A 25,751-nucleotide genomic window follows, 5' to 3' on the forward strand; every position below is an offset into this window, starting at 1 on the left:
TCGCCCTCGCTGGCGACCGGCCGCCCCATAACGACAGGAGTTGGAGAACACATGGACCTGCGCAAACTGAAGACGCTGATCGACCTGGTGTCTGAATCGAACATCTCCGAGCTTGAGATCACCGAAGCCGACGGCAAGGTGCGCATCGTCAAGAGCGACCCGGCCGCCGCCGTGGCAACCGCCCAGCCGATGGTCTATCAGGCCGCACCGCCGCAAGTGGCCGCGGCTGCACCCGTGGCTGCCGCAGCGCCTGTGGCACCTGCTGCCGCACCCGAAGCACCGGCCGCCCCGACCGGCCACATCGTCAAGTCGCCGATGGTCGGCACCTTCTACGGTGCCGCCAGCCCCGGCGCCAAGCCTTTCGCCACGGTGGGCACGGTGGTCAAGGAAGGCGACCCGATCTGCATCATCGAAGCGATGAAGATCATGAACGAGATCGAGGCCGACAAGGCCGGCACGGTGACGCAGGTGCTGGCACAGAACGGCCAGGCCGTGGAATTCGGGCAGCCCTTGTTCGTCATCGAATAAGGCGCGGGTCATGTTCAAGAAAATTCTCATCGCCAACCGAGGCGAGATCGCACTGCGCATCCAGCGCGCCTGCCGTGAAATGGGCGTGAAGTCGGTCGTCGTCTACTCCGAAGCCGACCGCGACGCCAAGTACGTGAAGCTCGCCGACGAAGCGGTGTGCATCGGCCCGGCCGCCTCGGCGCAGAGCTACCTCAACATGCCGGCCATCATCTCGACGGCCGAGGTCACCGACGCCGAGGCCATCCACCCCGGCTACGGCTTTTTGTCCGAGAACGCCGACTTCGCCGAGCGCGTGGAACAGAGCGGCTTCACCTTCATCGGCCCGACACCCGAGTCGATCCGCATCATGGGCGACAAGGTCTCGGCCAAGCAGGCCATGATCAAGTCGGGCGTGCCCTGCGTGCCGGGCTCGGAAGGCGCACTGCCCGATGACCCGAAAGAGATCGTGAAGATCGGCCGCGCGGTGGGCTACCCGGTGATCATCAAGGCCGCCGGCGGCGGCGGCGGCCGTGGCATGCGCGTGGTGCACACCGAAGCCGCTCTGCTGCATGCGGTGCAGACCACCAAGGCCGAAGCGGGCGCCGCGTTCGGCAACCCGGCGGTCTACATGGAGAAGTTCCTCGAGAACCCGCGCCACATCGAGATCCAGGTGCTGGCCGACGAGCACAAGAACGCCGTCTGGCTGGGCGAGCGCGACTGCTCCATGCAGCGCCGCCATCAGAAGATCATCGAGGAAGCGCCGGCGCCGGGCATTCCCCGCCGCGTGATCGAACGCATCGGCGAGCGCTGCGCCGCCGCCTGCAAGAAGATCGGCTACCGCGGTGCCGGCACCTTCGAGTTCTTGTACGAGAACGGCGAGTTCTACTTCATCGAGATGAACACCCGCGTGCAGGTGGAGCACCCGGTGACGGAGCTGGTGACGGGTGTCGACATCGTGCAGATGCAGATCCGCGTGGCGGCCGGCGAAAAACTGCCCTTCACGCAGCGCCAGATCCAGATGCGCGGCCACGCCCTCGAGTGCCGCGTGAACGCCGAAGACCCGTACAAGTTCACCCCGTCGCCCGGTCGCATCACGACCTGGCACGCACCCGGCGGGCCCGGCGTGCGGGTCGACTCGCATGCGTACACCAACTACTTCGTGCCGCCCAACTACGACTCGATGATCGGCAAGATCATCACCCACGGCGACACCCGCGACCAGGCGCTCGCGCGCATGCGCATCGCGCTGTCGGAGACGGTGGTCGAAGGCATCCTCACCAACATTCCGCTGCACCGCGAGCTGATGGCTGATGCCAAGTTCATCGAAGGCGGCACCAGCATCCACTACCTGGAAGGCTGGATGGCCCAGCACAAGCGCTGAGCGATGCTGGAGCTGCTGCTCGTCGTGCCTGAAGCGCTGGTGGAGCCCGTCTCCGATGCGCTGATGGACGAACTGGAGGCGCTGTCGGTGTCGGTCGAAGACGCCGATGCCGACACCGACCACGAGCAGGCGCTGTTCGGCGAGCCTGGCATGCCGGCGCCGCGGGGCGGCTGGCAGCGCTCGATCGTGAAGGCCTTGTTCGAGCGCGAAGAGACGGCGACCGAGGCCGCGACGCTGCTGCTCGCGCAAGACTGGGCGCACGACGTCCACGTGCAATCGCTGCAGGCGGTGCCCGACGAAGACTGGGTGCGCGTCACGCAATCGCAGTTCTCGCCGGTGTCGATCACCCGTGACTTCTGGATCGTGCCGACCTGGCACGAGCCGCCCGCCGAGGCGAAGCGGGTCATCCGCCTCGACCCGGGCCTCGCCTTCGGCACCGGCACGCACCCCACCACCCGCATGTGCCTGCGCTGGACGTCGCAGCATGCTGCACCCTGGCCGCGCGTGCTCGACTACGGCTGCGGCTCGGGCATCCTCGCGATCGGGGCGGCCTTGCATAGCGCACAGCAAATCGACGCGGTCGACATCGACCCGGCCGCCGTGGTGTCGACCCGGGCCAATGCCAGCGCCAACGGCGTCGACCTGAACGCCGGGCTGCCCGATACCGCCCACGGTGAGTACGAGCTGGTGCTGGCCAACATCCTCGCGACCCCGCTCAAGCTGCTGGCCCCGCTGTTGTGCGGACACATCAAACCCGGCGGCCACCTCGTGCTGGCCGGCATCCTCGAACGACAGGCGGACGAGCTGAAAGAGGCCTATGCCCCCTGGGTGGCACTCACCGTCAGCGACACCGAGGACGGGTGGATCCTGATGACGGCACAGCGGCGCGCGTGATGCGGCATGGCATGATTTCGCCATGAGCCTGGCCACGCGTTGCATCTCCTGCGGCACCGTCTTTAGAGTCGTTCAAGACCAGCTCAAGGTTTCCGAAGGCTGGGTGCGCTGCGGCCGCTGCAACGAGGTCTTCAACGCGATCGAAGGCCTGTTCGACCTGGAGCGCGACGCGCCGCCGAACTGGAAACCCCCTCCCGCCCCGCCGGCGCCACCGGCCGCCGCCGTCGCCGCGTCATACGACCCTCAGTCCGAGCCACCGGATGACGACGAGGTGTTCCAGCTCAGCGACAACGACCGCATCCACTCCCGCTTCTTCCAGCCCGAGCAGGCCGATGTCGACCAGACGCCGGCGCAGGCCGTCAAGCGCCGCGACAAGCGCGACTTCGCCGAAGCACGCTTCAACGAAGCGCTGCTCGACGAACAACCGCTGGAGTCCGAGACGCGCCGAAAAGGCGGCACCACGGGCATTCCCCGCTCGTCGGTCAAGTCGGCGCGTGCCCAGCTGGAAGCCGCCCGCCGCGGACCGGGATTCGTGCGGCAGGCCAAACAACGGGAACGCTGGCGCAGCCCCACCATGCGGGTGCTGCTGAGCGTGCTGCTGCTGCTGCTGAGCGCCACGCTGCTCGGCCAGGCCGGCTACCACTTCCGCGACCTGTGGGCTGCACGCTGGCCGGCCACCAAACCGGTGCTCGCCATGGGCTGCGAATGGCTGCAATGCGAGCTGCAGCCGCCGCGCCGCATCGACGACGTGGTGGTCGAGAGCAGCACCCTCTCGCCAGCACCCGGGGGCAGCGGCTACCGCCTCTCACTCGTGCTGCGCAACCGCGGCACGATGGCACTCGCCATGCCCTGGATCGACCTCAAGCTCACCGACTCGTCGGAGCAGATGCTGGCGCGCAAAGCCCTCGCGCCGGCCGACTTCCGCGTCAACCCGCCGGTGCTCGCCCCCGGCAGCGAGTCCAACCTGCAACTGGTCTTTTCTTCATCGGACCCGCGCCGCATCAACGGCTACACCGTCGAAGCCTTCTACCCCTGAAGGCTGATCGGCTTCCTGCTTCATCCTCCACGGAGTTCTTCCATGTCTGCACTGATCTGCGGTTCGCTCGCCTTCGACACCATCACCACCTTCCCGGGGCGCTTTGCCGAGCAGATCCTGCCGGAGCAGGTGCACATCCTGAACGTGTCGTTCCTCGTGCCCACGCTGCGGCGCGAGTTCGGTGGCTGCGCCGGCAACATCGCCTACACGCTGCGCCAGCTGGGCGGTGAGCCGCTGGTGATGGCAGCCGTGGGCGCCGACGGGCAGGACTACCTGGCGCGCCTCAAGGCCTGGGGGGCGAGCACGGAGTTCGTGCGCACCGTGACCGACACCTACACCGCGCAAGCCATCATCATCACCGACACCGACAACAACCAGATCACGGCCTTCCACCCCGGCGCGATGCAGTCGGCTCACCTGACGGCCGTGCCCTCGGGGCGCAAAGACATTGCGATCGGCATCGTCGCCCCGGACGGCCGCGACGCGATGCTGCAGCACGCCGAGCAGTTCGCCAAAGCGGGCGTGCCGTTCATCTTCGACCCGGGCCAGGGTCTGCCGATGTTCAACGGCGATGAGCTGAACGCCTTCGTACAGCAGGCGACCTGGGTGGCGGTCAACGACTACGAAGGCCGCATGCTGTGCGAGCGCACTGGCAAGTCTTTGGAGGCGCTGTCGAACTCGCACCTCAAGGGCGTGATCGTCACGCTCGGCGCCGAAGGCTGCGAGGTGTGGCAGAAGGGCCAACGCACCCATGTGCCTGGCGTGAAGGCAGCCGAGGTGGTCGACCCCACCGGCTGCGGCGACGCCTTCCGCGGCGCCCTGCTCTACGGCCTGGAACGCGGCTGGGAACTGACCCGCTGCGTCGAACTCGGCAACCGCATCGGCGCGCTGAAGATCGCCTGCCGCGGCGGGCAGAACCACGTCATCGACCGAGCCACGCTCGGCCTCTGACGCGTTGAGGTCCCGTCAGTTGCGGCGCTGGCCTTCGGTCAGCGTGTCGAGCTGGAAACGACCGCTGGCATCGACCAGCCACACATCGGTGTAGCGCACGCCGCCGCTCATGCGCGCCGGGGCCGGCAGCGGTTGCACACGCTTGATCATCTCGCGCACGGCCGCCGTGACCTGCGGCGCATGGGAGGGTTCGCGGATCATGTTGATCTCGACCACCTGCCCCTGCTCGTCGATCACGGTCTCGACGACCGCCACCGCATGCAGCAGCGGCGGCAACTTGCCGCGGTAGATGCGGTCGGGGTAGGCGTCGTAGATGTGGCGCGCACCGTCCTTGCGGTAAGTCTTCGCATCGGCGGCCTGCGAAGGTTTCGCCGCGGCGATCTGCACCGGCTCGGACATGAAGGCGTTCTGCGCCTGGACGGAAAACGCGGCTACCAAGGTCGCAAGCGCGACCACTGCATGTCTTGTCTTGATCGACTTCATCACCCACCTCCGAACGAAGCTGTCGTTCGAAAAGTGTAGGAAGCCGGTTTCACGACGTGCTGTGAACAAATCACATTGCTGCGCTGCGTATCCTCTTGATGGACAAGGCTTCGTGACGCAAGGCGCATAAAAAAACCCGGCCGAAGCCGGGTTTCGTCGAGAGACCTAGTCGCCTCAGGGCTTGGCGCCCGTCGGGAAAGGCCATGCAGCAGCGGGGCTGAGCGCAGTCTTGGCCGCCGGTGCTGCAGCGGGCTTCGCAGCAGCAGGGGCAGCAGGTGCGGCAGCGGCCTTCTTCGCAGCAGGCTTCTTGGCCTTCTTCGCAGCAGGCTTCTTCGCAGCCTTCTTCGCAGCAGGCTTCTTCGCAGCAGCCTTCTTCGCAGCCGGCTTCTTGGCAGCAGCCTTCTTCGCAGCCGGCTTCTTCGCAGCAGCCTTCTTGGCCGCCGGCTTCTTCGCTGCAGCCTTCTTGGCTGCCGGCTTCTTGGCCGCAACCTTCTTGGCTGCCGGCTTCTTAGCCGCGGCCTTCTTGGCTGCCGGCTTCTTGGCGGCGGCCTTCTTCGCTGCCGGCTTCTTCGCTGCGGCCTTCTTCGCCGCGGGCTTCTTGGCTGCGGCCTTCTTGGCGGCAGGTTTCTTTGCAGTTGCCATTACATTTCTCCTTGATCAAGTTGAAAAAGCACTGCGTTGCCCCGGCGCCATGCCGACACTTCGCAGCTATTCACCGGCCGAAAGTCTGCCCAGGAGGGGCGCCCCGATCCGGTGAATGGGGTTGCGACGCACTGCTCACCGCTTCTGTGTCGGTGAATTCAAATGCGTCGCGAATCTTGATCTGCCACATACGACCTGCCGCGCTTGCTGCTACCGGTAGAACGTCAATCCCACGAGAGCGCGCCACCCGATTGGTACTCGATGACGCGCGTCTCGAAGAAGTTGCGTTCCTTCTTCAGGTCAATCATTTCGCTCATCCATGGGAACGGGTTTTCCTCGTTCGGGAAGAGCTCTTCCAAACCGATCTGCGTGGCCCGCCGGTTGGCGATGTAACGCAAATAGCCTTTGAACATCGATGCGTTGAGACCCAACACGCCACGCGGCATGGTGTCTTCAGCGTACCGATATTCCAACTCAACTGCTTTCATGAAAAGAGCCCGGATTTCGGCCTTGAATTCGGCCGTCCACAAATGCGGGTTCTCCAACTTGATCTGGTTGATGAGGTCGATGCCGAAGTTGCAGTGCATCGACTCGTCTCGCAGGATGTACTGGTACTGCTCGGCGGCACCGGTCATCTTGTTCTGGCGGCCAAGCGCGAGGATCTGCGTGAAGCCGACGTAGAAGAAGAGCCCTTCCATCAGGCAGGCGAAGACGATCAGCGACTTGAGCAGCGTCTGGTCGTTGGCCGGGGTGCCAGTGTGGAAGTTGGCGTCCATGATCGCGTTGATGAACGGGATCAGGAATTCGTCCTTGTCGCGGATCGACTTGACTTCGTTGTAGGCGTTGAAGATCTCGCTCTCGTCGAGACCCAGCGACTCCACGATGTACTGGTAGGCGTGCGTGTGGATCGCCTCTTCGAAGGCCTGGCGCAGCAGGAATTGGCGGCACTCGGGCGCCGTGATGTGCCGGTAGGTGCCGAGCACGATGTTGTTGGCGGCCAGCGAATCGGCGGTGACGAAGAAGCCGAGGTTGCGCTTGATGATGCGGCGCTCGTCTTCGGTCAGGCCGTTCGGGTCTTTCCAGGTCGCGATGTCGCGCGACATGTTCACTTCCTGCGGCATCCAGTGGTTGGCGCAGGTGGCGAGGTACTTCTCCCAGGCCCACTTGTACTTGAAGGGGACGAGCTGGTTGACGTCGGTCTTGCCGTTGATGATGCGCTTGTCGGCAGCCTTCACCCGGTGGGTGTCGGTGGTGCTCACGGAAGCGGGGGTGACAGGTGCGATGGACTCTTCGAAGACCGGAGACGACACGGCCACACGCGCTTGAACGGGGAGGCTCTGCGCGGGGTTCGTCTTGTGATTGCTCGAGGGCTTAAGGTCTTCTTCCCAAACCAACATGGTGGATTTCCTGTGCGGTTGAATTATCGGAGTGTTGTGTCTAAACACCAAGCACTTATTGACATTGCGGCCGCTTCGCTGTTGCTGTGTCGCATCGAAATTCGATGCTGCACAGCAACTCGCGAAGCATCGATCACGCGTGACGCGTGATCGATCTCGTCACTGACAGGCCTCGCACGTCGGGTCATCGATCGCACAGAACTTCACGTCGGTCGCGGGCTCCGCATCGACGTTCAATGCAGCCGGCATTGCAGTGACTGGCGCAGCGATCATCGAAGACGAAGCACCACTCGACACCGCGTTCAGCTGGCCCGCTTTCACCGTCGACTTCTCGGTCTGTGATGCGCTGATCGTGCGCAGGTAGTAGGTGGTCTTGAGGCCACGCACCCAGGCGAGCTTGTAGGTCTCGTCGAGCTTCTTGCCCGAGGCGCCGGCCATGTAGATGTTGAGCGACTGAGCCTGGTCGATCCACTTCTGGCGACGCGCCGCGGCCTCGACCAGCCACTGCGTCTCGATCTCGAAAGCGGTGGCGTAGAGGTCCTTCAGGTCCTCGGGCACACGGTCGATGCGACGCAGCGAACCGTCGAAGTGCTTGAGGTCCATGACCATCACGTCGTCCCAGAGGTTGAGCTTCTTCAGGTCGCGCACGAGGTACTCGTTGACGACAGTGAACTCGCCCGACAGGTTGGACTTGACCGAGAGGTTGCCGAAGCTCGGCTCGATCGAGGCGCTGACGCCGATGATGTTGGAGATGGTCGCGGTCGGCGCAATGGCCACGCAGTTGGAGTTGCGCATGCCGTGCTCGCTGATGCGGCCACGCAGCAGGCTCCAGTCGAGGCTGGTGCTGCGATCGACGTCGACGTAGCCGCCGCGCTGCTCGGCCAGGAGCTCCAGCGAGTCGAGCGGGAGGATGCCGCGGTCCCACAGTGAACCGCGATAGCTGGAGTAGCGGCCACGCTCCTGCGCCAGCTCGGTCGAGGCCCAGTAGGCGTAGTAGCAGACGGCTTCCATCGAGCGGTCGGCGAACTCCACCGCCTCTTGCGAGGCGTAGGGAGTGCGCAGCTCATACAGCGCGTCCTGGAAGCCCATGATGCCGAGGCCGACCGGACGGTGGCGCAGGTTGGAGTCGCGGGCCTTCTTGACGGCGTAGTAGTTGATGTCGATCACGTTGTCGAGCATGCGCATCGCGGTCGCGACCGTCTTCTTGAGCTTGGCGTGGTCGATCACCTTGCGGCCGTCCGGGCCGTCCTTCAGGTGATGGACGAGGTTGACCGAGCCCAGGTTGCAGACGGCGATCTCCTGCTCGTTGGTGTTGAGCGTGATCTCGGTACAGAGGTTGCTGCTGTGCACCACGCCGGCATGCTGCTGCGGCGAGCGCACGTTGCAGGCATCCTTGAAGGTGATCCAGGGGTGGCCGGTCTCGAACAGCATCGAGAGCATGCGACGCCACAGGTCCTTGGCCGGCATCTTCTTGAAGAGCTTGATCTCGCCGCGGGCGGCCTTGGCCTCGTAGGCGGTGTAGGCCTCTTCGAAGGCCTTGCCGAACTTGTCGTGCAGGTCGGGACAGGTGGACGGCGAGAAGAGCGTCCAGTCGCCGCCTTCCATCACGCGGCGCATGAACAGGTCGGGAATCCAGTTCGCCGTGTTCATGTCGTGGGTGCGGCGGCGGTCGTCGCCGGTGTTCTTGCGCAGCTCCAGGAACTCTTCGATGTCGAGGTGCCAGCTCTCAAGATAGGCGCAGACGGCGCCCTTGCGCTTGCCGCCCTGGTTCACGGCCACAGCCGTGTCGTTGACCACCTTCAGGAAGGGCACGACACCCTGGCTCTTGCCGTTGGTGCCCTTGATGTGCGAACCGAGGGCCCGCACGTTGGTCCAGTCGTTGCCCAGGCCGCCGGCGAATTTCGACAGGAGCGCGTTTTCCTTCAGCGCTTCGTAGATGCCGTCGAGATCGTCGGCCACGGTCGTCAGGTAGCAGCTCGACAACTGCGAGCGGTGGGTGCCCGAGTTGAAGAGCGTCGGCGTGCTCGACATGAAGTCGAAGGTCGACAGCACTTCGTAGAACTCGATGGCGCGGGCTTCGCGGTCGATCTCGTTCAGGGCCAGGCCCATCGCGACGCGCATGTAGAAAGCCTGCGGCATCTCGATGCGCACATCGTTCACGTGCAGGAAGTAGCGGTCGTACAGGGTCTGCAGGCCCAGATAGTCGAACTGCAGGTCGCGGTCGGCCTTGAGTGCGGCGCCCAGCTTGGCCAGGTCGTACTGCATCAGCTTCTCATCAAGCAGCTCGGCCTGCACGCCCTTCTTGATGAAGGTCGGGAAGTATTCGGCATAGCGGGTCTGCATTTCAGACTGCAGCAGCTCCTCGCCGATGATTTCCTTGCGGATGGTGTGCAGCAGCAGGCGGGCGGTGGCGCGGGTATAGCCCGGGTCCTTCTCGATCAGGGTGCGGGCGGCCAGGATGGCGGCCTTGTGCACTTCGTCGATGGGCACACCGTCGTACAGGTTGCGCTTGGTCTCGGCGAGGATGGGCTCGGGCTTTACGTCAGCGCCCAGTCCTTCGCAGGCTGACTCGACCAGCGTCTGCAGGCGGCCCATGTCGAGCGGCACACGCTGGCCGCCGTCGGTCACGAAGAGCGCGGGCTCGGCGGCCACGGCCGGCACGCCCTGCTTGGCACGCTCCTGCGAACGGCGCTCGCGGTACAGCACGTAGGCACGCGCCACCTCATGGTGGCCGCCGCGCATCAGCCCGGAGCTCGACATGGTCTTGCACGTCTTCAATATGGAAGGTGCCTCCACCCGGACGCGAGCGCAGGAGCGCACGCACCACCGACTCGGTCAAACCATCCACCGTCTCGCGCACGCTGGCCGACGCGGCACCTTGCGTGCCGTGCACCGCCAGGAAGGCTTTCATCAGCGCGACCGCGATCTTGTTGGGCTCGAACGAGACGACCGCACCGTTGCGGCGAATGATCTGGTAGCCCTGGTAGGCCGACACCACGGAGCCGGTCGGAGCCGAGCCGGAACGCGGCGCGACGAGCGCGCTGGCAGTGGGGGTGGATACGGTTTGCATGGTGTTTCCTGTCGTCATGTCGGTGTCGGTGGGGTTCGATCTCAGGCGCTCGGTGCAGGCTTGTGGCCTCAGCAGCAAAAGCTGCGGCCGACCTCGTGGAGACGGGGGCGCGTGAACGTGGAAAAAGAAGAGCAGGTAAGAACGATGTGCTGCGCTACTTCGAGCGCCTTGCATTCCTGGCCCTTGCACCTTGCCGATCGTGGTGCACCGCTGCGTTGCGCAGCAGGCCCTGAGAACGGGGCAATGATGTTGGGCATGGAGCGTGTGTTTCTGGAACAGAAGGATAACACGAAGGGACACTATATCTAGGGCTCCGACCACCTTCAAGCACTAGGGATAGCGTCTTACCCTAAGAGGGGAAACACACATGACGCGGCGTGCGAACACGTATTCCGGTGCTCGCCTCCTCACTTTGAAGGAGTCACTTTGCGGGGAAACACCGCTCCGGCCAGCCCAGCCGAGCCCTCAGGTGCGCCCAGTCGAAACCGGGCCCTGGGTCCTGCTTGCGCCCCGGGGCCACGTGCTCGTGGCCCACCACCCACTGCAGCGGATAGTCGCGCGCCAGCCGCGGCAGGAGCATCGCCAGCACCTCGTATTGCGCTGGCTCGAAGCGCTCACCCTCCAGGCCCTCGAGTTCGATGCCGATCGAGTAGTCGTTGCAGTTCTCGCGACCGCGCCACACCGAACGGCCGGCATGCCAGGCTCGGTCGTCACACGAGACGAACTGCAGCAGTTCGCCATCGCGGCGCAGCACGAAATGCGACGACACCTGCAACCCCCGGATCTGCTGGAAGTAGGGGTGGGCGTCCCAGTCGAGGCGGTTGGTGAAGAGCCGCTCGATCTCGTCGCCGCCATACACCCCCGGCGGAAGGCTGATCGAATGGATCACCGCCAGGCTGATGTCGACGCCCTCGGGCCGCGGGCCGAAATTGGGGGACGGGCAGGCCCGGGCTTCATCGAGCCAGCCTGTGCCGGCCGGCCGCGATCGGAAGGTCATGCGTCGTCGCTGCGCTCGGTGTCGGGCGCTTCGGGCTCGCCACCCACGTGCACGCCCAGGCGCGCCATGCGGTAGCGCATCTGCCGCAGCGACAAACCCAGGCTGGCACCCGCCGCGGTGCGGTTGTAGCGATAGCGCTCAAGGGCACGCTCGAGCACGTCGCGCTCCACTTCGTCGAGGTAGGCCGCGAGGTCGGTAGGCAGCGGCGCTGGCGCAGGGGCGGGCGCCACCGTTGGGGCAACCGGTGCGGCGGAAACAGGGATGACTCCAACCTGGGACGCGGAGGTCTCGGGCAGATCGACTGCGAGGTCCAGCACGCCGAGGTCGGAGACGTCGATGTCTTCACCCCCGGAGAACGCAACGGCGCGGTGCAGCAGGTTCTCAAGCTCACGCACGTTGCCCGGAAAGCTGTAGCGACTGAGGTGAGCCAGCGCCTCGCGCGTCAGGCGTGGTGGCGGCCAAACGCCGGCATCGCGCGAGATGCGCTCCAGCACGCGCTCGCAGATGGCCGGCAGGTCTTCCAGCCGTTCGCGCAAGGGCGGCACGCGGATCTGGATGACGTTGAGGCGGTAATAAAGATCCTGGCGGAAGCGGCCGGCCTGCACCTCCGCGCCCAGGTCCTTGTGGGTGGCGCTGAGCAGGCGCACGTTGACCACCTGTTCGCTGACCGCACCGACCGGGCGCACGGATCGCTCCTGGATGGCGCGCAGGAGCTTGCTCTGCATCGCCAGCGGCAGGTCGCCGATCTCGTCAAGGAAGAGCGTGCCGCCGTTCGCCGCCTGGAAAAAACCTTCGCGGTCGTCGGCTGCGCCGGTGAAGGCACCCTTGCGGTAGCCGAAGAACTCGGCTTCGAGCAGGTGCTCGGGAATGGCGCTGCAGTTGACGGCGATGAAGGGCTGGCCGGCACGCGGGCTCACCTCATGGATGGAGCGCGCCACCAGTTCCTTGCCCGTGCCCGATTCGCCGTTGACCAGCACCGGCGCCATGCTGCGCGCGACCTTGTCGACCAGGGCCCGCACCTGCTGCATGGCGACCGACTGCCCGGCCATGCGGCCCATGGCCTGGCTCGCCGGTGGTGCGGGCGGCGCCACGAGGCCCGCCACCGGGCGCGGCTCGCCGGACGCTGGCACGCCGCCCCCTTGAGCAGAAGGCAAGCTCGACGGCACCACGGTGGGCGACGCTGCCGGCGCCCGCCCCAACGCCGACGCCACGACCGCACGAAACTGCTTCAGGTCGACCGGCTTGGTGAGGTAGTCGTACGCACCCGCCTTGAGCGCCTCGACCGCGTTCTCGGCCGAACCATAGGCGGTGATGACGATGGCCTTCTCGCGCCGGCCACTTTCTTCGAGACGACGCAGCAGGTCGAGCCCGGTGCCGTCGGGCAGGCGCATGTCGGTGATCAGGGCGCTGTAGGTGCGGTCCTTGAGGTGCAGCCAGGCATCGTCGACGCTGCCGGCCGTTTCGACGTCGTAGCCCTCACGCAGCAAGGTCAGCTCGTACAGCGTGCGCAGGTCTGGCTCGTCGTCGACGACCAGCAGGCTGAAATGCGAGGGAGAGGACATCGTCATGAGGACAATTGCAATCGGGCTTCGGCGGCAACGTTCTCGGGCAAGGCCTGGCGGCGCATCGCGACCGAGAACTCGTTGCGGTTGCTTTCGACGGCGCTGCGCAGCCGGTAGTCGATGCGGGCACCGTAGCGCTCGCACAGTTCGCGGCAAATATACAAGCCCAGGCCGGTGCCTCGGCTGCGTGTGGAGAAGAAGGGCTCGAACAGGTAGCGCTCCACTTCCGGCGGGATGGGGTCGCCGTCGCTCGCCACACTCATCACGGCATGGGTTTCATCACGCACGTAGAGCCGCAGCATCACGGCACCCGGCCGTTTGGTGGCGTGGCGACAACCGTTGTCGAGCAGGTTGACGAGCACGCGGCGCAGGTGGTCGGCATCGAACACCACGCCCACCGGCTCATCGGGCAACTTGACCTGCAGCACGCTCTGGTCGCCCAGGACGACCCCATTGGTGCGCGCCCACTCGGAGCACACCGCGGCGATCAGCGACACGGCATCGATCGGGCCGATCGCGTGCACGTCGCTCGGGGCCACTTCCATCACGTCGTCGACGATGCGCTTCAGTCGCTCGACGTTGTCGGTCACCATGCGGGTGAGCTGGCGCTGCGACGGCGTGGTCGCGTCTTCGGCCATCAACGCGTTGGCCTGGGAGATGGCCGCCAGCGGGTTGCGGATCTCGTGCGCGATGCCGGCGGATATGCGGCCCATCGCGGCGAGTTTTTCCTGGCGGGTGCGCGCCTGCATGCTGCGCACGTCTTCGAGGAACAGCACACACAGTTCTTCGCTTGCCTGCGGTTCGCGCCGGCGCGTGAAGCGCATGCGCACACGCAAGGTCCGCGCGGGCGCACTTTCGAAGTCGAGCACCACATCGCGGCCGGCCTCGGGCCAGGCCGCTTCGGCAAAGGCCCGTTCGACCGCCGCGACCAGGCTGCGCCAGGCCTCGACGTTTCGCAGCTGGAACGGCGCCTCGCGGCACATGCCTTCGGGGGCGAGCAAGAGCCGGGCGGCGGGGTTGGCCGCACGCACACGGCCGCGCCGGTCGACCACGAGCACACCTTCCTGCATCTCCTCGATCACCAGACGGTTGAGCTGCGCCTGCTGGCGCGCCAGCTCAAGGCTGCCCTTGGCGGTCAGCTCCTCGCGGGCCAGGCGCCCGGCGAGTTCTCCCGCCAGCAGCGTGATGACGAAGAACCCGCTGCCGGCCAGGCCGGCCTGCGTCAACAGCAGCGTCACCTCGCCGCCGGCCACCACACCCCAGGCTGCGATGCCGAGCAGTGCCAGCGTCACGATCGCCGCCGTGGCCAGCGCCATCGTGCGTGGCGTCAGCACACCGGCCATCAGCACCGGCAGCACGAGCAGCGCCACATAGTTCAGCGTGGCGGCCGGCGACAAGACGTGCAAGGCGGTGAAGCAGGCGATGTCGACACCGATGGTGGCGAGCCACTGCGGACTGCCCATCTTCGACAAGGCCTTCGGCGCGGTGGGGCGATGCAGCCGCGGCAGCACCCACATCGACAGGGCCAAGGTGGCGTAGACGACGCTCACGATCAGCACGGCCAGCGGCGGGCGCACCCCGAAGAAGCCCGTCACCCCCACCGTGGCGATCAGCGCCACGCCAAGCGCCGCACGTGCGGCAATGAATGCCCCATAGATGCGCTGGAACGCGGTCTGCCCCGAGCCGATGATGCGGCGGGCCTGGCGGGTCAGGAAGCGCGAATCGCCCTCGTGGCCACGCATCGCGGCCCAATTGCCGTCGTAGCGCGACTCGTCTTCGGCCGACGGCACCTCGCCGCGCAACTGGGTGTCGCCATCGACCCCCAGTGCGCCGAACCACGACTCGTCGACCGGCCGGGGTTTGGGCATGGCCGCCGCACGGCGGCGTTCCGCAGCACGCCGTTCGCCACTGCGCGAGGGGTTGGCCATCAGCCGCTCCGCTGGTTCTCGAACACGCTGCGGTGGGCCTCGCTGCAAAACACGCCGCCACGCCCCGGGAGCGACTCGCTGCGTGGCAGGTGCACACCGCAATGGGCGCAGCTGACCATGTCTTCCGGCGAGGCCGGCGCGGCTGGCGGTTTGGCCTCGGGCTCACGCGGCAGCTTGGGCTTGCGCAGCGAGCGCAGCAGCCAGAAGGTCCCCAACACCACGGCAAGCAGCAGGATGTATTTCATAGGCGCCTCAGGCGGTCGACCGGTTCAGCAGCACTTCCAGCACGAAGCGCGACCCGGCATAGGCCAGCAGCAGCAGCACCACACCCGCATACAGACCGCGCACCGCGCGGCGCCCACGCCAGCCGAAAGCCTGCCGGCCCGTCAGCAGGCTCGCGAACACCACCCACGCCAGCACCGAGAACACCGACTTGTGGTCCCACCGCCAAGGGCTCGAGAACCACCAGCCCAGCACCAGGGTGGCCGTCAACAAGGCGAAGCCCGCGGTGACGAACTGGAATGTGAGGCGCTCGAGTCGCAGCAGAGGCATGCCCGCGCCGCCGGTGGTCTTGAGCCGCAGCTGACGCTCGGCCCGGTCGAGCATCACCGCGTGCAGCACCGCCGCGCCAAAAAGGCCGTACGACGCGATGCCCAGCACCCAGTGCAGCGGCGCCCAGTTGGACGCTGCCTGCGGCCGGAACTCGCCCGGAAAGACCATCGCCAGCGCCACCGCGATCAGGCCGAGGGCGGCGAGCGTGCGCCGCACCCCGGGCAGTGGCACCCAGCGGCTCTCCACCGCGTAGACGGCCACCACCAGCCACAGCGTGGCCGACAGTGCAGGGGCGAACCCGAAACGCGCGCCCGAGACGCCGCTGCCGATGCCGGCCATGTCGATCGCAGTCGCCACACCGTGCGCGAGCCAGCCCACGAACAGCAGCCGATGCGGCCACGGCCCCGATGACTCGTCGCGCCACAACACCGCCGCGGCATAGGCCGCCAGTGCCAGGGCACTTGGCACCCACAGTGCGAACATGGCCGGAACGTTGGCCGCTCCCGAGGAGCCCGACGATAAAATCATCGGCACAGTGTACTTTCGGGTGCCCGGTTCTCGCGCACTCCCCTCCCCATGGCTTCAGCCCTCACCGACCGCCTGAGTCGTCTCGTCAAGACGATGCGCGGCCAGGCCCGCATCACCGAAAGCAACGTGCAGGACATGCTGCGCGAAGTGCGCATGGCCTTGCTCGAGGCCGACGTCGCCCTGCCGGTGGTGCGCGATTTCATCGCCCGCGTGAAAGACAAGGCGCTCGGCGCCGAGGTCGTGGGCTCGCTGACGCCGGGCCAGGCGCTGGTGGGCATCGTCAACAAGGAACTCGCCGCAACGATGGGCGAGGTCGACCCGGCGACCGGCGCCGTGAAGCCCCCGGCCGACATCAACCTCGCCGCCCAGCCGCCGGCGGTGATCCTGATGGCCGGCCTGCAAGGCGCAGGCAAGACCACCACCACCGCCAAACTCGCCAAGCACCTGATCGAAAAGCGCAAGAAGAAGGTGTTGACGGTCTCGGCCGACGTCTACCGCCCCGCCGCCATCGAGCAGTTGAAGACGGTGACCAAGCAGGCCGGTGCGGAGTGGTTCCCGTCCACCGCCACCGACAAGCCGGTCGACATCGCCAACGCGGCGCTCGACTACGCCCGCAAGCACTACTTCGACGTGCTGCTGGTCGACACCGCGGGCCGGCTGGCGATCGACGAAGCGCTGATGAAGGAGATCGCCGACCTGCACGCCGCGGTGAAGCCGGTCGAGACGCTCTTCGTCGTCGACGCGATGCAGGGCCAAGACGCGATCAACACCGCCAAGGCTTTCAAGGAAGCGCTGCCGCTGACCGGCATCGTGCTCACCAAGACCGATGGCGACTCGCGCGGCGGTGCCGCTCTGTCGGTGCGGCAGATCACCGGTGCGCCGATCAAGTTCGCCGGCGTCAGCGAGAAGATCGACGGGCTGGAAGTCTTCGACGCCCAGCGCCACGCCGGCCGCGTGCTGGGCATGGGCGACATCGTCGCGCTGGTTGAAGAAGTGCAGAAGGGTGTCGACGTCGCCGCCGCCCAGAAACTCGCCGACAAGCTCAAGTCGGGCGACAACTTCGACCTCAACGACTTCCTGGCCCAGATCAGCCAGATGAAGAAGATGGGCGGCCTTTCCGGCCTGATGGACAAGCTTCCCACCCAGATGACCGGTGGCAAGGCCGCCAACATCGGCCAGGCCGACATGGACCGCGCCGAGCGCGATGTGCGCCGCATGGAAGGCATCATCAACTCGATGACGCCGCTGGAGCGCCGCAAGCCCGAGCTGCTCAAGGCCACCCGCAAGCGCCGCATCGCCGCCGGCGCCGGCGTGCAGGTGCAAGACGTCAACCGCCTGCTCAACCAGTTCGAGCAGATGCAGGGAATGATGAAGAAGATGAAGGGCGGCGGCCTGATGAAGATGATGAAGCGCATGGGCGGCATGAAGGGCATGGGCGGGCCCGGCGGCCTGCGCTGAAACCCGCCGTACCGCGCCGCGCCTGGTGCGGCGCAGCATGCCCGGGTTGACCGCGCCCGGCCGGCCAGATATGGTCACCGTTCGCGGAACACTGGTAGTGATGACATGCAAACGCTGTTGATCGTCGGCGGGCTCTTGGTGCTCGCAGCCCTGGGTTGGGTGTGGTGGCAGAAGCGCTCCAAGCGCGAAGACGCCGACGACAAGAACCGCCGCGGCAACAAGGTCCGCTCGCTGGAAGGCCTGGACACCCTGATGTCCTGGCACCCACAAGCCACCCGCGTGATGACCACGCCCGAGCGCAAGGCCTACGCCGCACTGCGCGCCGGCCTGCCCGAGCACATCATCCTGGCGCAGGTGCCGCTCGCACGGTTCCTCAAGGTGCCGACACGCCACTCCTATTCGGAATGGCTGCGCCGTGTGGGCGTGCTGTGCGGAGACCTGGTGGTGTGCGACAGCGTCTCGCAGGTCGTCGCGGTGGTCGACATCCGCGCGCCCGAGGCGCAAGAGAACGAAAGCACCCGTCAACGCCACGCCCGCATGGACCGCGTGCTCAAGGTGGCCGAGATCCCGCTGCATGTGTGGCGCGAAGACGCGATCCCGAATGCCGTCGGTGCGCGCAACGCCATTCTCGGCATGCCGGTCGAAACCCCCGCGGCCGCCCCCGCCGCAGCACGCCCTGTCGCCGCAGCACCGAGCCGCGCCCCAGCCGTCGACCGTGTTCCCGCAGCCGCGGTCGTCGACGACGATGGCATGGAACAGCGCGATCCCCCGTCATCCACGTGGTTCGACGAGATGGACTCGGCGCCGGCTCCGCTGTCGCCCCTCCCGCCGCGCGGTGGCGGCCCGTCGATCCGCTGATCAGCTCAGCAGGGCTTGCGCGAACTCGCGCGCATCGAAGGTCTGCAGGTCTTCGAGTTTCTCACCCACACCGATGAAGTAGACCGGGATCGGCCGCTCGCGCGCAATCGCCGCGAGCACGCCTCCCTTGGCCGTGCCGTCGAGCTTGGTGACGATCAGGCCGGTGAAACCAGGGCGTCGTCGAAGGCTTTCACCTGCGACAGCGCGTTCTGCCCGGTGTTGCCATCGACCACCAGTAGCACCTCGTGCGGCGCATCGCCCTGGGCCTTGCCGATCACACGCTTGATCTTCTTCAGCTCGTCCATCAGGTGGGCCTGCGTGGTGAGGCGCCCGGCGGTATCGGCGATCACCACGTCACAGCCACGCGCCTTGCCGGCCACCACCGCGTCGAAGCTCACGGCGGCCGGGTCGCCACTTTCCTGGCTCACGATCTCCACCGCCTGCTGCGCACCGGGAAGGTCCGCACGCTGTGCCCATACCGCGAGCTGCTCGCGCGCCGCAGCTCGAAAGGTGTCGGCCGCGGCCAGCAACACCTTCTGCCCGCTATCGGCGAGGTGACGGGTGAGCTTGCCGATGCTGGTCGTCTTGCCGGCGCCATTCACGCCCACGACCATCATCACGGTGGGCTGGTGACGCCCGACCTCGAGTGCCTTCTCCAGCGGTCGAAGCAGGTCGGCGATCGCGTCAGCCAGCAAACCCTTGACGGCAGCGGGCTCGGTCGCGCGAGCATCCTTCACGCGGCGCTTCAGGTCGTTCAGCAAGAACTCGGTCGCTTTCACGCCGGCGTCCGCCATCAGCAAGGCTTCTTCGAGATCCTCGTAGAGCGCATCGTCGATCTGCGTGCCGGTGAAGACGCGGGTGATGCTCGACCCTGTCTTGCGCAAGCCACCGCGCAGCTTGTCGAGCCAACTGGCGCGCGGCTCGGGTGCGGGCACCGACAGCGGCACGGAAACGGCAGCGGGCGATTCGGCCACAGGCGCCGGGGCCGAAGAGGGAGGCGGGGGAGCTGCGCCACGCAAGCGGTCGAGCCAGCTCGTGCGTTCCGCGGCGGCAGACGGCTCGACCGCAGGGGCCTCGGCTGCCGGCGACGTTGTCTCCGCAGCCGGCGGCTTTTTCTTGAAGAAGCTGAACATGGGTGGGAGTGTGCGCAGGTGGAAGAGGCCCTGCGAGTGATGGCTATAATGCGCGGCTCAGGCGCTTTAGCTCAGTCGGTTAGAGCGACGGAATCATAATCCGCAGGTCCGGGGTTCGAATCCCTGAAGCGCCACCAAATCATTCCTGCCTGCGGCTCCCGGTCAACTTGACCCGGAGCCGTTGTCATTTGGCAGGTATGGCTCTCACAATCCGTTCTTCCACAGCCACTGGATCAACACCATGTACCGCTGTCTCGCCGTTGCCGCTGCGGCAATCGCTTTCGCCCTGCCTGCTGCCGCTCAGGTGCAGCGCAACTTCCCGCAGAACGCGCTGCGCGGCGTCATCACCTTCGGTGCGCCGCCGCAGGTGCTGCTCAATGGCAAACCGGCCCAGCTCGCCCCCGGCGCGCGCATTCGCGGCCTGAACAACATGCTCGTGATGTCGGGCGAAGCGGTGAACCTCAAGGCGACGGTCAACTACACCTTCGAGAACACCACCGGCCTCATCAAGGACGTGTGGCTGCTGCGCCCCGAGGAAATCGCGCGAAAGCCCTGGCCCGAGACACTGGCTGAGGCGCAGGCCTGGCAGTTCGACCCGGCCGCGCAGGCCTGGGTCAAGCCCTGAGGGAGCGCGTCATGCAGGGCCCGACCCCGAAGAAGGTGTTCATCAAGACCTTCGGCTGCCAGATGAACGAGTACGACTCGGACAAGATGGCCGACGTGCTGCACGCCGCCGAAGGCTACGAGTCGACGGATGACGTCGAGCAGGCCGACCTCATTCTCTTCAACACCTGCTCGGTGCGCGAGAAGGCGCAGGAAAAGGTCTTCAGCGACCTCGGCCGCGTCAAGCACCTGAAGGCCAAGGGCACGCTGATCGGCGTGGGCGGCTGCGTGGCCAGCCAGGAAGGTGCCGCGATCATCGAGCGTGCGCCGTACGTCGACGTGGTGTTCGGTCCGCAAACGCTGCATCGCCTGCCGCAGATGCTGGCGCAGCGTCGCCATGAGCGCCGCCCGCAGGTGGACATCAGCTTCCCCGAGATCGAGAAGTTCGACAACCTGCCGCCCGCACGAGTCGAGGGCGCCACCGCCTTCGTGTCGATCATGGAGGGCTGCTCCAAGTACTGCAGCTACTGCGTGGTGCCCTACACGCGAGGTGAAGAAGTCTCTCGCCCCTTCGACGACGTGTTGGTCGAGGTCGCCGGCCTGGCCGACCAGGGTGTGAAGGAAGTGACGCTGCTCGGCCAGAACGTCAACGCCTACCGGGGCAAGATGGGCGACACGAGCGAGATCGCCGACTTCGCGCTCCTCATCGAATACGTGGCCGAGATCCCCGGCATCGAGCGAATCCGCTACACCACGAGCCACCCCAACGAGTTCTCGCAGCGCCTGATCGACGCCTACGGGCGTGTGCCGCAGCTTGTGAACCACGTGCACCTACCGGTGCAGCACGGCAGCGACCGCATCCTGATGGCGATGAAGCGCGGCTACACCGCGATGGAGTTCAAGAGCACGGTGCGCAAGCTGCGCGCGGTGCGGCCGAACATCAGCCTGTCCAGCGACTTCATCGTCGGCTTCCCCGGCGAAACCGAAGACGATTTCGCCAAGATGATGAAGCTGATCGACGACGTCGGCTTCGACAGCAGCTTCAGTTTTATCTTCAGCCCGCGCCCCGGCACGCCGGCCGCCGCGCTGCACGATGACACGCCACAGGAAGTGAAGCTCAAGCGCCTGCAACACCTGCAGGCGGTGATCGAAGCCAATCAGCGCCGCATCGGCCAGGCGATGGTCGGCACGGTGCAGAAGATCCTGGTCGAAGGCCCGTCGCGCAAGGACGCGAGCGAGTTGATGGGCCGCACCGAGTGCAACCGCATCGTCAACTTTGCAGGCCAGCCACGCCTGATCGGCCAGCTGATCGACGTGACGATCACCGAGGCCTACCCGCACTCGCTGCGAGCCGAGGTGGCCACACGTGAGCGTACGGTGCTGGCTGAAGCCTGAGTTTCTAGCGGCGCTCTTTCCAGCCCGCCCACCAAAGGGCCAGGGCACAGACGACCACCATCGCGCCGTAGGTGCTCATCTTGCCGTCCTGCCCATGCCAGAGCAGCCCGCCGATGAGCACCAGCGCCGAGGCCGGCACCGCCCACGCCGCCATGCGCCAGCCCGACACACCCTTGAGCTCACGCCACCAGAACACCTTCGCCAGCCATGCGGCGGCGAGACCCACACCGAAGGCCGGCGCGAGAAAGTTAGACAAATGCCACAGCGCATCCAAGGCGCCCATTGCGTCATGCTCCAGGTCTGACGGGCGACAACCCGCGGAATTGCTCGAAATTTTATAATTCGAAAACATGAGCGTTTTCACCCTCGGCCTGAACCATACGACGGCCCCGCTGGATCTGCGGGGCCGCTTCGCGTTCACGCTCGAGCAGCTCGCCCCGACGCTGCAGGAATTCCGCCAACGTGTCACGGGCAAGGGCACTGGGCCCGAGGTCGCCCTGCTCTCCACCTGCAACCGCACCGAGCTGTATTGCGCGGCTGAGCCAGCGCTCGTCACCCCCGCCGTCGATTGGCTCGCCGCTCGTGGCGGCGTGGCCAGCCAGGAGTTGATGCACCACGCCTACGTGCTCGAAGGCGGCGCTGCAGCGCGCCATGCCTTCCGCGTCGCCAGCGGACTCGATTCGATGGTGTTGGGCGAACCACAGATCCTCGGCCAGATGAAGCAGGCGGTGCGCGAAGCCAGCACCGCCGGCACGCTGGGCACGACGCTGCACCAGATGTTCCAGCGCTCCTTCGCCGTCGCGAAGGACGTGCGCACCTCCACCGAGATCGGCGCCCACTCCATCAGCATGGCCGCCGCGGCCGTTCGCCTGGCCTCTCAGCTCTTCGAGGACTTGCGCGACACGAAGGTGCTCTTCGTCGGCGCCGGCGAAATGATCGAACTGGTGGCCACGCACTTCGCCGCACGGCAACCCAAGGCCATGGCCGTGGCCAACCGCACGCTGGAGCGTGGTGAGAAGCTCGCCGGCCGATTCGGCGCAGAGGCCCTGCGCCTGGCCGACCTGCCCTCGCGCCTGGCAGAGTTTGACGCGGTGATCTCGTGCACCGCGAGTTCGCTGCCCATCATCGGCCTTGGCGCCGTTGAACGGGCTCTCAAGGCCCGCAAGCACCGCCCGATGTTCATGGTGGACCTGGCCGTGCCGCGCGACGTCGAGCCCGAGGTGGCGCGTCTGTCCGACGTCTATCTCTACACCGTCGACGACCTCTCGGCCCTGGTGCAAAGCGCGGGCGAGAAACGCCAGGCCGCCGTGCAGCAGGCCGAGGCCATCATCGAAAGCGGCGTGCAGAGCTTCGTCCACTGGCTCGGCCAGCGTGATGCGGTGCCCCTGATCCAGGCGCTGAATGCACAGGCCAACGACTGGCGCGCCGCCGAGATCGCCCGTGCCCGCAAGCTGCTCGCCAAGGGCGAAGACATCGACGCCGTGCTCGAAGCCCTGTCGCGTGGCCTCACGCAGAAGATGCTGCATGGCGCGCTGGCCGAGCTGCACGCGGCCGACGACCACCACCGCCCCGCACTCGCGCAGACGGTGTCGCGCCTCTTCCTGCGCGGCAGCAGCCACGAACCGTTCGACGACAAGCCGCTCGACCCCAAGCGTTAGCGACCCTGCGCCCGCCGCACTGGTGGAGCGCCTGCCTGCCCGTATGCGACGGGCACACCCGCTCCGACCTCCCCCGTTTCCGGAGCCTCCATGAAAGACACCCTGCGCCAGCAATTCGAACGCCTTGCGATGCGGCTGACCGAACTCGACGCGACCTTGGCCGACCCGACTATCGCGAGCGACATGAACCGCTTCCGCAGCCTCACGCGCGAGCACGCCGAGGTGGGCTCGCTGGTGCAACGCTTTCGCCACTACGAGCAGCGCGAGCGCGATCTTGCCTCGGCGCGCGAGATGCTCGAAGACCCCGAGATGGCCGAGATGGCGCAGGAAGAAATTGCGACCGCCGAAGCCGACCTCGCCCGCCTGCACGGTGAGCTGCAGACCGCCTTGCTGCCGCGCGACCCGGACGACGGCCGCAACGCCTTCATCGAAATCCGCGCCGGCACCGGCGGCGACGAATCGGCCCTGTTCGCCGCCGACCTGCTGCGCATGTACCTGCGCTACGCGGAACGGCAAAGCTGGCGCAGCGAGGTGATGTCGCAGAACAGCTCCGACCTCGGTGGCTACAAGGAAGTGGTGCTGCGCGTTGAAGGCGACGACGTGTATGCCCGGCTCAAGTTCGAATCGGGTGGCCACCGCGTGCAGCGCGTGCCGGCCACCGAGGCGCAAGGCCGCATCCACACCAGCGCCTGCACGGTCGCCGTGATGCCCGAGCCCGACGAAGCCGAGGAAATCCAGCTCAACCCGGCGGACCTGCGCATCGACACCTTCCGGGCCAGCGGGGCCGGCGGCCAGCACGTGAACAAGACCGACAGTGCCATTCGCGTGACGCACCTGCCCACCGGCCTCGTCGCCGAATGCCAGGACGACCGCTCCCAGCACCGCAACAAGGCCAAGGCCCTCGCCGTGCTGGCCGCACGCCTGCGTGAAAAGGACCGCAGCGAACGCGCCGCCAAGGAAGCCGCCACCCGCAAGGGCTTGATCGGCAGCGGCGACCGCAGCGACCGCATCCGCACCTACAACTTCCCGCAGGGCCGGCTGACCGACCACCGCATCAACCTCACGCTCTACAAGCTGCAAGCCATCATGGAAGGTGACCTCGACGACGTGATCGCCGCCCTGCAAGCCGCGCGTGCGGCCGAGCAGCTGGCCGAGCTGGAAGGGCGTGGTCTGTGAACGACGTTGCCACCGCGCTGGCGCAAGCCCGCGGGCTGGGCGTCGACCGGCTCGATGCGCAGCTCCTGCTCGGGCACGTGCTGCAACGCCCGCGCAGCTGGCTGCTGGCCCACGATGACGCGGTGCTGACCGAGCCTCAGCGCACCGCAGTCCAGCAGCTGATGCAACGCCGGGCAAGCGGTGAACCGGTGGCGTACCTGACCGGCGAGAAGGAGTTCCATGGCCTGACGCTGCAGGTCACGCCGGCGGTGCTGATCCCGAGGCCCGACACCGAGACCCTGGTCGACTGGGCTCTGGCCCGGCTGCAGGCCGGCCCGCCCCAACCGCGCGTGCTCGACCTCGGCACCGGCAGCGGCGCCATCGCATTGGCGCTCAAGCACCGCCACCCCGCCGCCGTGGTCACCGCTGTCGATGCCAGCGACGACGCACTGCAGGTCGCCTCCAGCAACGCCCGACGCCTCGGCCTCGATGTCCGTTTTCTGCTCGGCGACTGGTGGAGCAGCGTCGGGAACGGTACTTTCGACCTCGTCGTGAGCAACCCGCCCTACATCGCCACGGGAGACGAGCACCTTCCCGCCCTGAGCCACGAGCCCCTGCTGGCGCTTACCTCCGGCGCCGACGGCCTCGACGCCCTGCGCACCATCGTCTCGGGCGCGCCGGCCCACTTGAGCCGCGGCGCTTGGCTGCTGCTGGAGCACGGGTACGACCAGGCCGACGCCGTCCACCGGCTGCTTGAGGCGCATGGCTTTGACGACGTCCAAACCCGACAGGACCTGGCGGGAATCGGCCGTTGCACTGGTGCACGGTGGTCTTAAGGAGACAGTGGCGTGCCGGTGTTGCGGCATTGCTGCACAACCCCCAGTCCGGGCCTCCTCCAAATGACGTAAGAAACTTCCAAGGCTCCGGCAAGGGGCGTAGCATGACTTTTGATCGCAGCCGTTTCGTTCTTCGACTACGCCCCATGCGCCCCGCTTCCCACCGCTGGCTCGCCGCGCTGACCCTGACCCTCGGGGTAGCCTGCGCACACGCCAACGAAGCGGCACCGCAAAGCCAGGCGCAAGCCTGGGAAGGGCTCAAGGCCCGCTTGGCCATCGGCACCACCACCGCACGCAACGACCTCAGCGTCGGCGAATCCGACCAGCAAAAGATCAACACGCTCAGCCTGATGGGCGACTACTACCTGAGCCGCCCCTGGCTGGGCACCGCCGGCGGTTGGCGCGCCACCAGCGGCGTGCTGCTCGGTGCCCGCAGTTCCGTCTGGAGCAGCCCCTCCTTGCTCGACCGGCGCATCGCCGGCGACAACAGCGAAGCCAGCACCCAGCCCTACCTGGGCCTGGGCTACACCGGCTGGTCCAGCAAGGGCGGCTGGGGCTTGTCGGCCGACATCGGCCTGATGGGCACGTCGCGATCGGCAGCGCGTTTGGGCAAGCCGGTGTCAGGCAGTTCCAGCCTCGACGACACCGTGCGCGACCTGCGCTTTGCGCCCCTGCTGCAACTCGGCGTCTCGTATTCGTTCTGAGTTGCGTGGGCTTGCCGGGCCGT

General features: G+C 66.7%; 22 protein-coding genes, 1 tRNA gene and 3 pseudogenes. 15 read left to right on the forward strand and 11 right to left on the reverse strand.

The window, feature by feature from the left end:
• Positions 1-51 precede the first annotated feature (51 nt).
• From accB to LRS03_RS12855, 5 genes are read left to right on the forward strand one after another with little or no spacing between them, the layout of a single operon-like run.
• Complete coding sequence (gene accB / locus LRS03_RS12835) at positions 52-528, forward strand: acetyl-CoA carboxylase biotin carboxyl carrier protein (protein WP_257825844.1); 477 nt, start codon at positions 52-54, stop codon at positions 526-528.
• A gap of 10 nt (positions 529-538) precedes the next feature.
• Positions 539-1,888: an acetyl-CoA carboxylase biotin carboxylase subunit gene (accC, locus tag LRS03_RS12840; protein WP_257825845.1), complete on the forward strand. Its 1,350-nt coding sequence runs from the start codon at positions 539-541 to the stop codon at positions 1,886-1,888.
• A 3-nt stretch (positions 1,889-1,891) separates the two neighbouring features.
• On the forward strand, positions 1,892-2,782 hold the full coding sequence (gene prmA / locus LRS03_RS12845; RefSeq protein WP_257825847.1) for a 50S ribosomal protein L11 methyltransferase: 891 nt from the start codon (positions 1,892-1,894) through the stop codon (positions 2,780-2,782).
• 22 nt (positions 2,783-2,804) lie between these two features.
• On the forward strand, positions 2,805-3,818 hold the full coding sequence (locus LRS03_RS12850; RefSeq protein WP_257825849.1) for a zinc-ribbon and DUF3426 domain-containing protein: 1,014 nt from the start codon (positions 2,805-2,807) through the stop codon (positions 3,816-3,818).
• A 42-nt stretch (positions 3,819-3,860) separates the two neighbouring features.
• Entirely contained in the window at positions 3,861-4,769 is a 909-nt protein-coding gene (locus tag LRS03_RS12855) for a carbohydrate kinase family protein (RefSeq protein WP_257825851.1), read from the forward strand.
• Between the two features lie 15 nt (positions 4,770-4,784).
• Here LRS03_RS12855 and LRS03_RS12860 read toward each other — a convergent pair whose 3' ends face one another.
• From LRS03_RS12860 to LRS03_RS12900, 9 genes and pseudogenes are all read right to left on the reverse strand, one after another.
• A complete protein-coding gene (locus tag LRS03_RS12860; RefSeq protein ID WP_257825852.1) occupies positions 4,785-5,252 on the reverse strand; it encodes a hypothetical protein in 468 nt (155 codons plus the stop codon).
• A 174-nt stretch (positions 5,253-5,426) separates the two neighbouring features.
• Positions 5,427-5,894 (reverse strand): histone H1-like DNA-binding protein, encoded by a 468-nt coding sequence (locus tag LRS03_RS12865; RefSeq protein ID WP_257825854.1) that lies wholly within the window; start codon positions 5,892-5,894, stop codon positions 5,427-5,429.
• A 224-nt stretch (positions 5,895-6,118) separates the two neighbouring features.
• Positions 6,119-7,291 (reverse strand): ribonucleotide-diphosphate reductase subunit beta, encoded by a 1,173-nt coding sequence (locus LRS03_RS12870; protein ID WP_257825857.1) that lies wholly within the window; start codon positions 7,289-7,291, stop codon positions 6,119-6,121.
• A 159-nt stretch (positions 7,292-7,450) separates the two neighbouring features.
• Positions 7,451-10,361 (reverse strand): annotated as a pseudogene (locus tag LRS03_RS12875) (ribonucleoside-diphosphate reductase subunit alpha).
• Between the two features lie 421 nt (positions 10,362-10,782).
• Positions 10,783-11,358 carry a 1,6-anhydro-N-acetylmuramyl-L-alanine amidase AmpD gene (ampD, locus tag LRS03_RS12880; protein WP_257825859.1) on the reverse strand — a complete coding sequence of 192 codons (576 nt, stop codon included), beginning with the start codon at positions 11,356-11,358 and terminating at the stop codon, positions 10,783-10,785.
• Positions 11,355-12,920 (reverse strand): sigma-54-dependent transcriptional regulator, encoded by a 1,566-nt coding sequence (locus LRS03_RS12885; protein WP_257829517.1) that lies wholly within the window; start codon positions 12,918-12,920, stop codon positions 11,355-11,357. Before LRS03_RS12885 ends, ampD begins: the two co-directional genes overlap by 4 nt.
• Before the next feature lie 2 nt (positions 12,921-12,922).
• Positions 12,923-14,848: a sensor histidine kinase gene (locus LRS03_RS12890; RefSeq protein WP_257825861.1), complete on the reverse strand. Its 1,926-nt coding sequence runs from the start codon at positions 14,846-14,848 to the stop codon at positions 12,923-12,925.
• Complete coding sequence (locus LRS03_RS12895; RefSeq protein ID WP_257825862.1) at positions 14,848-15,093, reverse strand: PP0621 family protein; 246 nt, start codon at positions 15,091-15,093, stop codon at positions 14,848-14,850. Before LRS03_RS12895 ends, LRS03_RS12890 begins: the two co-directional genes overlap by 1 nt.
• Positions 15,094-15,100: 7 nt before the next feature.
• The gene (locus LRS03_RS12900) at positions 15,101-15,883 is read right to left on the reverse strand and encodes a cytochrome C assembly family protein (protein WP_257825863.1); all 783 of its coding nucleotides are present in this window, start codon (positions 15,881-15,883) and stop codon (positions 15,101-15,103) included.
• Between the two features lie 93 nt (positions 15,884-15,976).
• On the opposite strand from LRS03_RS12900, the gene ffh reads away from it, so the two are divergent.
• The 3 genes and pseudogenes from ffh (at position 15,977) to LRS03_RS12915 (ending at position 18,244) form a co-directional block, all read left to right on the forward strand.
• A complete protein-coding gene (ffh, locus tag LRS03_RS12905; RefSeq protein WP_257825864.1) occupies positions 15,977-17,386 on the forward strand; it encodes a signal recognition particle protein in 1,410 nt (469 codons plus the stop codon).
• Between the two features lie 99 nt (positions 17,387-17,485).
• Positions 17,486-17,554: pseudogene (locus LRS03_RS12910) on the forward strand (hypothetical protein); the annotation flags it as partial.
• A gap of 84 nt (positions 17,555-17,638) precedes the next feature.
• Positions 17,639-18,244 (forward strand): DUF2726 domain-containing protein, encoded by a 606-nt coding sequence (locus LRS03_RS12915; protein ID WP_374685103.1) that lies wholly within the window; start codon positions 17,639-17,641, stop codon positions 18,242-18,244.
• Here the strand turns inward: LRS03_RS12915 and ftsY are convergent.
• Positions 18,245-19,377 (reverse strand): annotated as a pseudogene (gene ftsY / locus LRS03_RS12920) (signal recognition particle-docking protein FtsY).
• 60 nt (positions 19,378-19,437) lie between these two features.
• Between ftsY and LRS03_RS12925 the strand changes: the two are divergent.
• The 3 genes from LRS03_RS12925 to miaB all read left to right on the forward strand — a co-directional run bounded on the left by LRS03_RS12925 (position 19,438) and on the right by miaB (position 21,375).
• Positions 19,438-19,514, forward strand: a tRNA-Met gene (locus LRS03_RS12925).
• Between the two features lie 104 nt (positions 19,515-19,618).
• A complete protein-coding gene (locus LRS03_RS12930) occupies positions 19,619-20,002 on the forward strand; it encodes a hypothetical protein (RefSeq protein ID WP_257825866.1) in 384 nt (127 codons plus the stop codon).
• Positions 20,003-20,013: 11 nt separating this feature from the next.
• The gene (miaB, locus tag LRS03_RS12935; protein WP_257825868.1) at positions 20,014-21,375 is read left to right on the forward strand and encodes a tRNA (N6-isopentenyl adenosine(37)-C2)-methylthiotransferase MiaB; all 1,362 of its coding nucleotides are present in this window, start codon (positions 20,014-20,016) and stop codon (positions 21,373-21,375) included.
• A 4-nt stretch (positions 21,376-21,379) separates the two neighbouring features.
• On the opposite strand, the gene LRS03_RS12940 is transcribed toward miaB, so the two are convergent.
• Positions 21,380-21,658: a hypothetical protein gene (locus tag LRS03_RS12940; protein WP_257825869.1), complete on the reverse strand. Its 279-nt coding sequence runs from the start codon at positions 21,656-21,658 to the stop codon at positions 21,380-21,382.
• Between the two features lie 67 nt (positions 21,659-21,725).
• Between LRS03_RS12940 and hemA the strand changes: the two genes are divergently transcribed.
• The 4 genes from hemA (at position 21,726) to LRS03_RS12960 (ending at position 25,728) form a co-directional block, all read left to right on the forward strand.
• On the forward strand, positions 21,726-23,033 hold the full coding sequence (gene hemA / locus LRS03_RS12945) for a glutamyl-tRNA reductase (RefSeq protein WP_257825870.1): 1,308 nt from the start codon (positions 21,726-21,728) through the stop codon (positions 23,031-23,033).
• A 90-nt stretch (positions 23,034-23,123) separates the two neighbouring features.
• Complete coding sequence (gene prfA, locus LRS03_RS12950) at positions 23,124-24,209, forward strand: peptide chain release factor 1 (RefSeq protein WP_257825872.1); 1,086 nt, start codon at positions 23,124-23,126, stop codon at positions 24,207-24,209.
• The gene (gene prmC, locus LRS03_RS12955) at positions 24,206-25,024 is read left to right on the forward strand and encodes a peptide chain release factor N(5)-glutamine methyltransferase (protein ID WP_257825873.1); all 819 of its coding nucleotides are present in this window, start codon (positions 24,206-24,208) and stop codon (positions 25,022-25,024) included. The genes prfA and prmC overlap by 4 nt, the downstream gene beginning before the upstream one ends.
• A 146-nt stretch (positions 25,025-25,170) precedes the next feature.
• Positions 25,171-25,728 carry a hypothetical protein gene (locus LRS03_RS12960; protein WP_257825875.1) on the forward strand — a complete coding sequence of 186 codons (558 nt, stop codon included), beginning with the start codon at positions 25,171-25,173 and terminating at the stop codon, positions 25,726-25,728.
• Positions 25,729-25,751 lie beyond the last annotated feature (23 nt).

This window comes from Rhizobacter sp. J219 (genome assembly GCF_024700055.1).
Classification (GTDB): Bacteria; Pseudomonadota; Gammaproteobacteria; order Burkholderiales; family Burkholderiaceae_C; genus Rhizobacter.

Excerpts from the sequence above, each read along its gene's own strand:
- accC (WP_257825845.1), top strand. The coding sequence starts at position 539 with ATGTTCAAGAAAATTCTCATCGCCAACCGAGGCGAGATCGCACTGCGC.
- LRS03_RS12900 (WP_257825863.1), bottom strand. The coding sequence starts at position 15,883 with ATGTTCGCACTGTGGGTGCCAAGTGCCCTGGCACTGGCGGCCTATGCC.
- LRS03_RS12850 (WP_257825849.1), top strand. The coding sequence starts at position 2,805 with ATGAGCCTGGCCACGCGTTGCATCTCCTGCGGCACCGTCTTTAGAGTC.
- hemA (WP_257825870.1), top strand. The coding sequence starts at position 21,726 with ATGAGCGTTTTCACCCTCGGCCTGAACCATACGACGGCCCCGCTGGAT.
- accB (WP_257825844.1), top strand. The coding sequence starts at position 52 with ATGGACCTGCGCAAACTGAAGACGCTGATCGACCTGGTGTCTGAATCG.
- LRS03_RS12865 (WP_257825854.1), bottom strand. The coding sequence starts at position 5,894 with ATGGCAACTGCAAAGAAACCTGCCGCCAAGAAGGCCGCAGCCAAGAAG.
- LRS03_RS12890 (WP_257825861.1), bottom strand. The coding sequence starts at position 14,848 with ATGGCCAACCCCTCGCGCAGTGGCGAACGGCGTGCTGCGGAACGCCGC.
- LRS03_RS12895 (WP_257825862.1), bottom strand. The coding sequence starts at position 15,093 with ATGAAATACATCCTGCTGCTTGCCGTGGTGTTGGGGACCTTCTGGCTG.
- LRS03_RS12960 (WP_257825875.1), top strand. The coding sequence starts at position 25,171 with ATGCGCCCCGCTTCCCACCGCTGGCTCGCCGCGCTGACCCTGACCCTC.
- miaB (WP_257825868.1), top strand. The coding sequence starts at position 20,014 with ATGCAGGGCCCGACCCCGAAGAAGGTGTTCATCAAGACCTTCGGCTGC.
- prfA (WP_257825872.1), top strand. The coding sequence starts at position 23,124 with ATGAAAGACACCCTGCGCCAGCAATTCGAACGCCTTGCGATGCGGCTG.
- prmA (WP_257825847.1), top strand. The coding sequence starts at position 1,892 with ATGCTGGAGCTGCTGCTCGTCGTGCCTGAAGCGCTGGTGGAGCCCGTC.
- LRS03_RS12870 (WP_257825857.1), bottom strand. The coding sequence starts at position 7,291 with ATGTTGGTTTGGGAAGAAGACCTTAAGCCCTCGAGCAATCACAAGACG.
- ffh (WP_257825864.1), top strand. The coding sequence starts at position 15,977 with ATGGCTTCAGCCCTCACCGACCGCCTGAGTCGTCTCGTCAAGACGATG.
- ampD (WP_257825859.1), bottom strand. The coding sequence starts at position 11,358 with ATGACCTTCCGATCGCGGCCGGCCGGCACAGGCTGGCTCGATGAAGCC.
- LRS03_RS12940 (WP_257825869.1), bottom strand. The coding sequence starts at position 21,658 with ATGGGCGCCTTGGATGCGCTGTGGCATTTGTCTAACTTTCTCGCGCCG.
- LRS03_RS12915 (WP_374685103.1), top strand. The coding sequence starts at position 17,639 with ATGTCCTGGCACCCACAAGCCACCCGCGTGATGACCACGCCCGAGCGC.
- LRS03_RS12860 (WP_257825852.1), bottom strand. The coding sequence starts at position 5,252 with ATGAAGTCGATCAAGACAAGACATGCAGTGGTCGCGCTTGCGACCTTG.
- LRS03_RS12930 (WP_257825866.1), top strand. The coding sequence starts at position 19,619 with ATGTACCGCTGTCTCGCCGTTGCCGCTGCGGCAATCGCTTTCGCCCTG.
- LRS03_RS12855 (WP_257825851.1), top strand. The coding sequence starts at position 3,861 with ATGTCTGCACTGATCTGCGGTTCGCTCGCCTTCGACACCATCACCACC.
- LRS03_RS12885 (WP_257829517.1), bottom strand. The coding sequence starts at position 12,920 with ATGTCCTCTCCCTCGCATTTCAGCCTGCTGGTCGTCGACGACGAGCCA.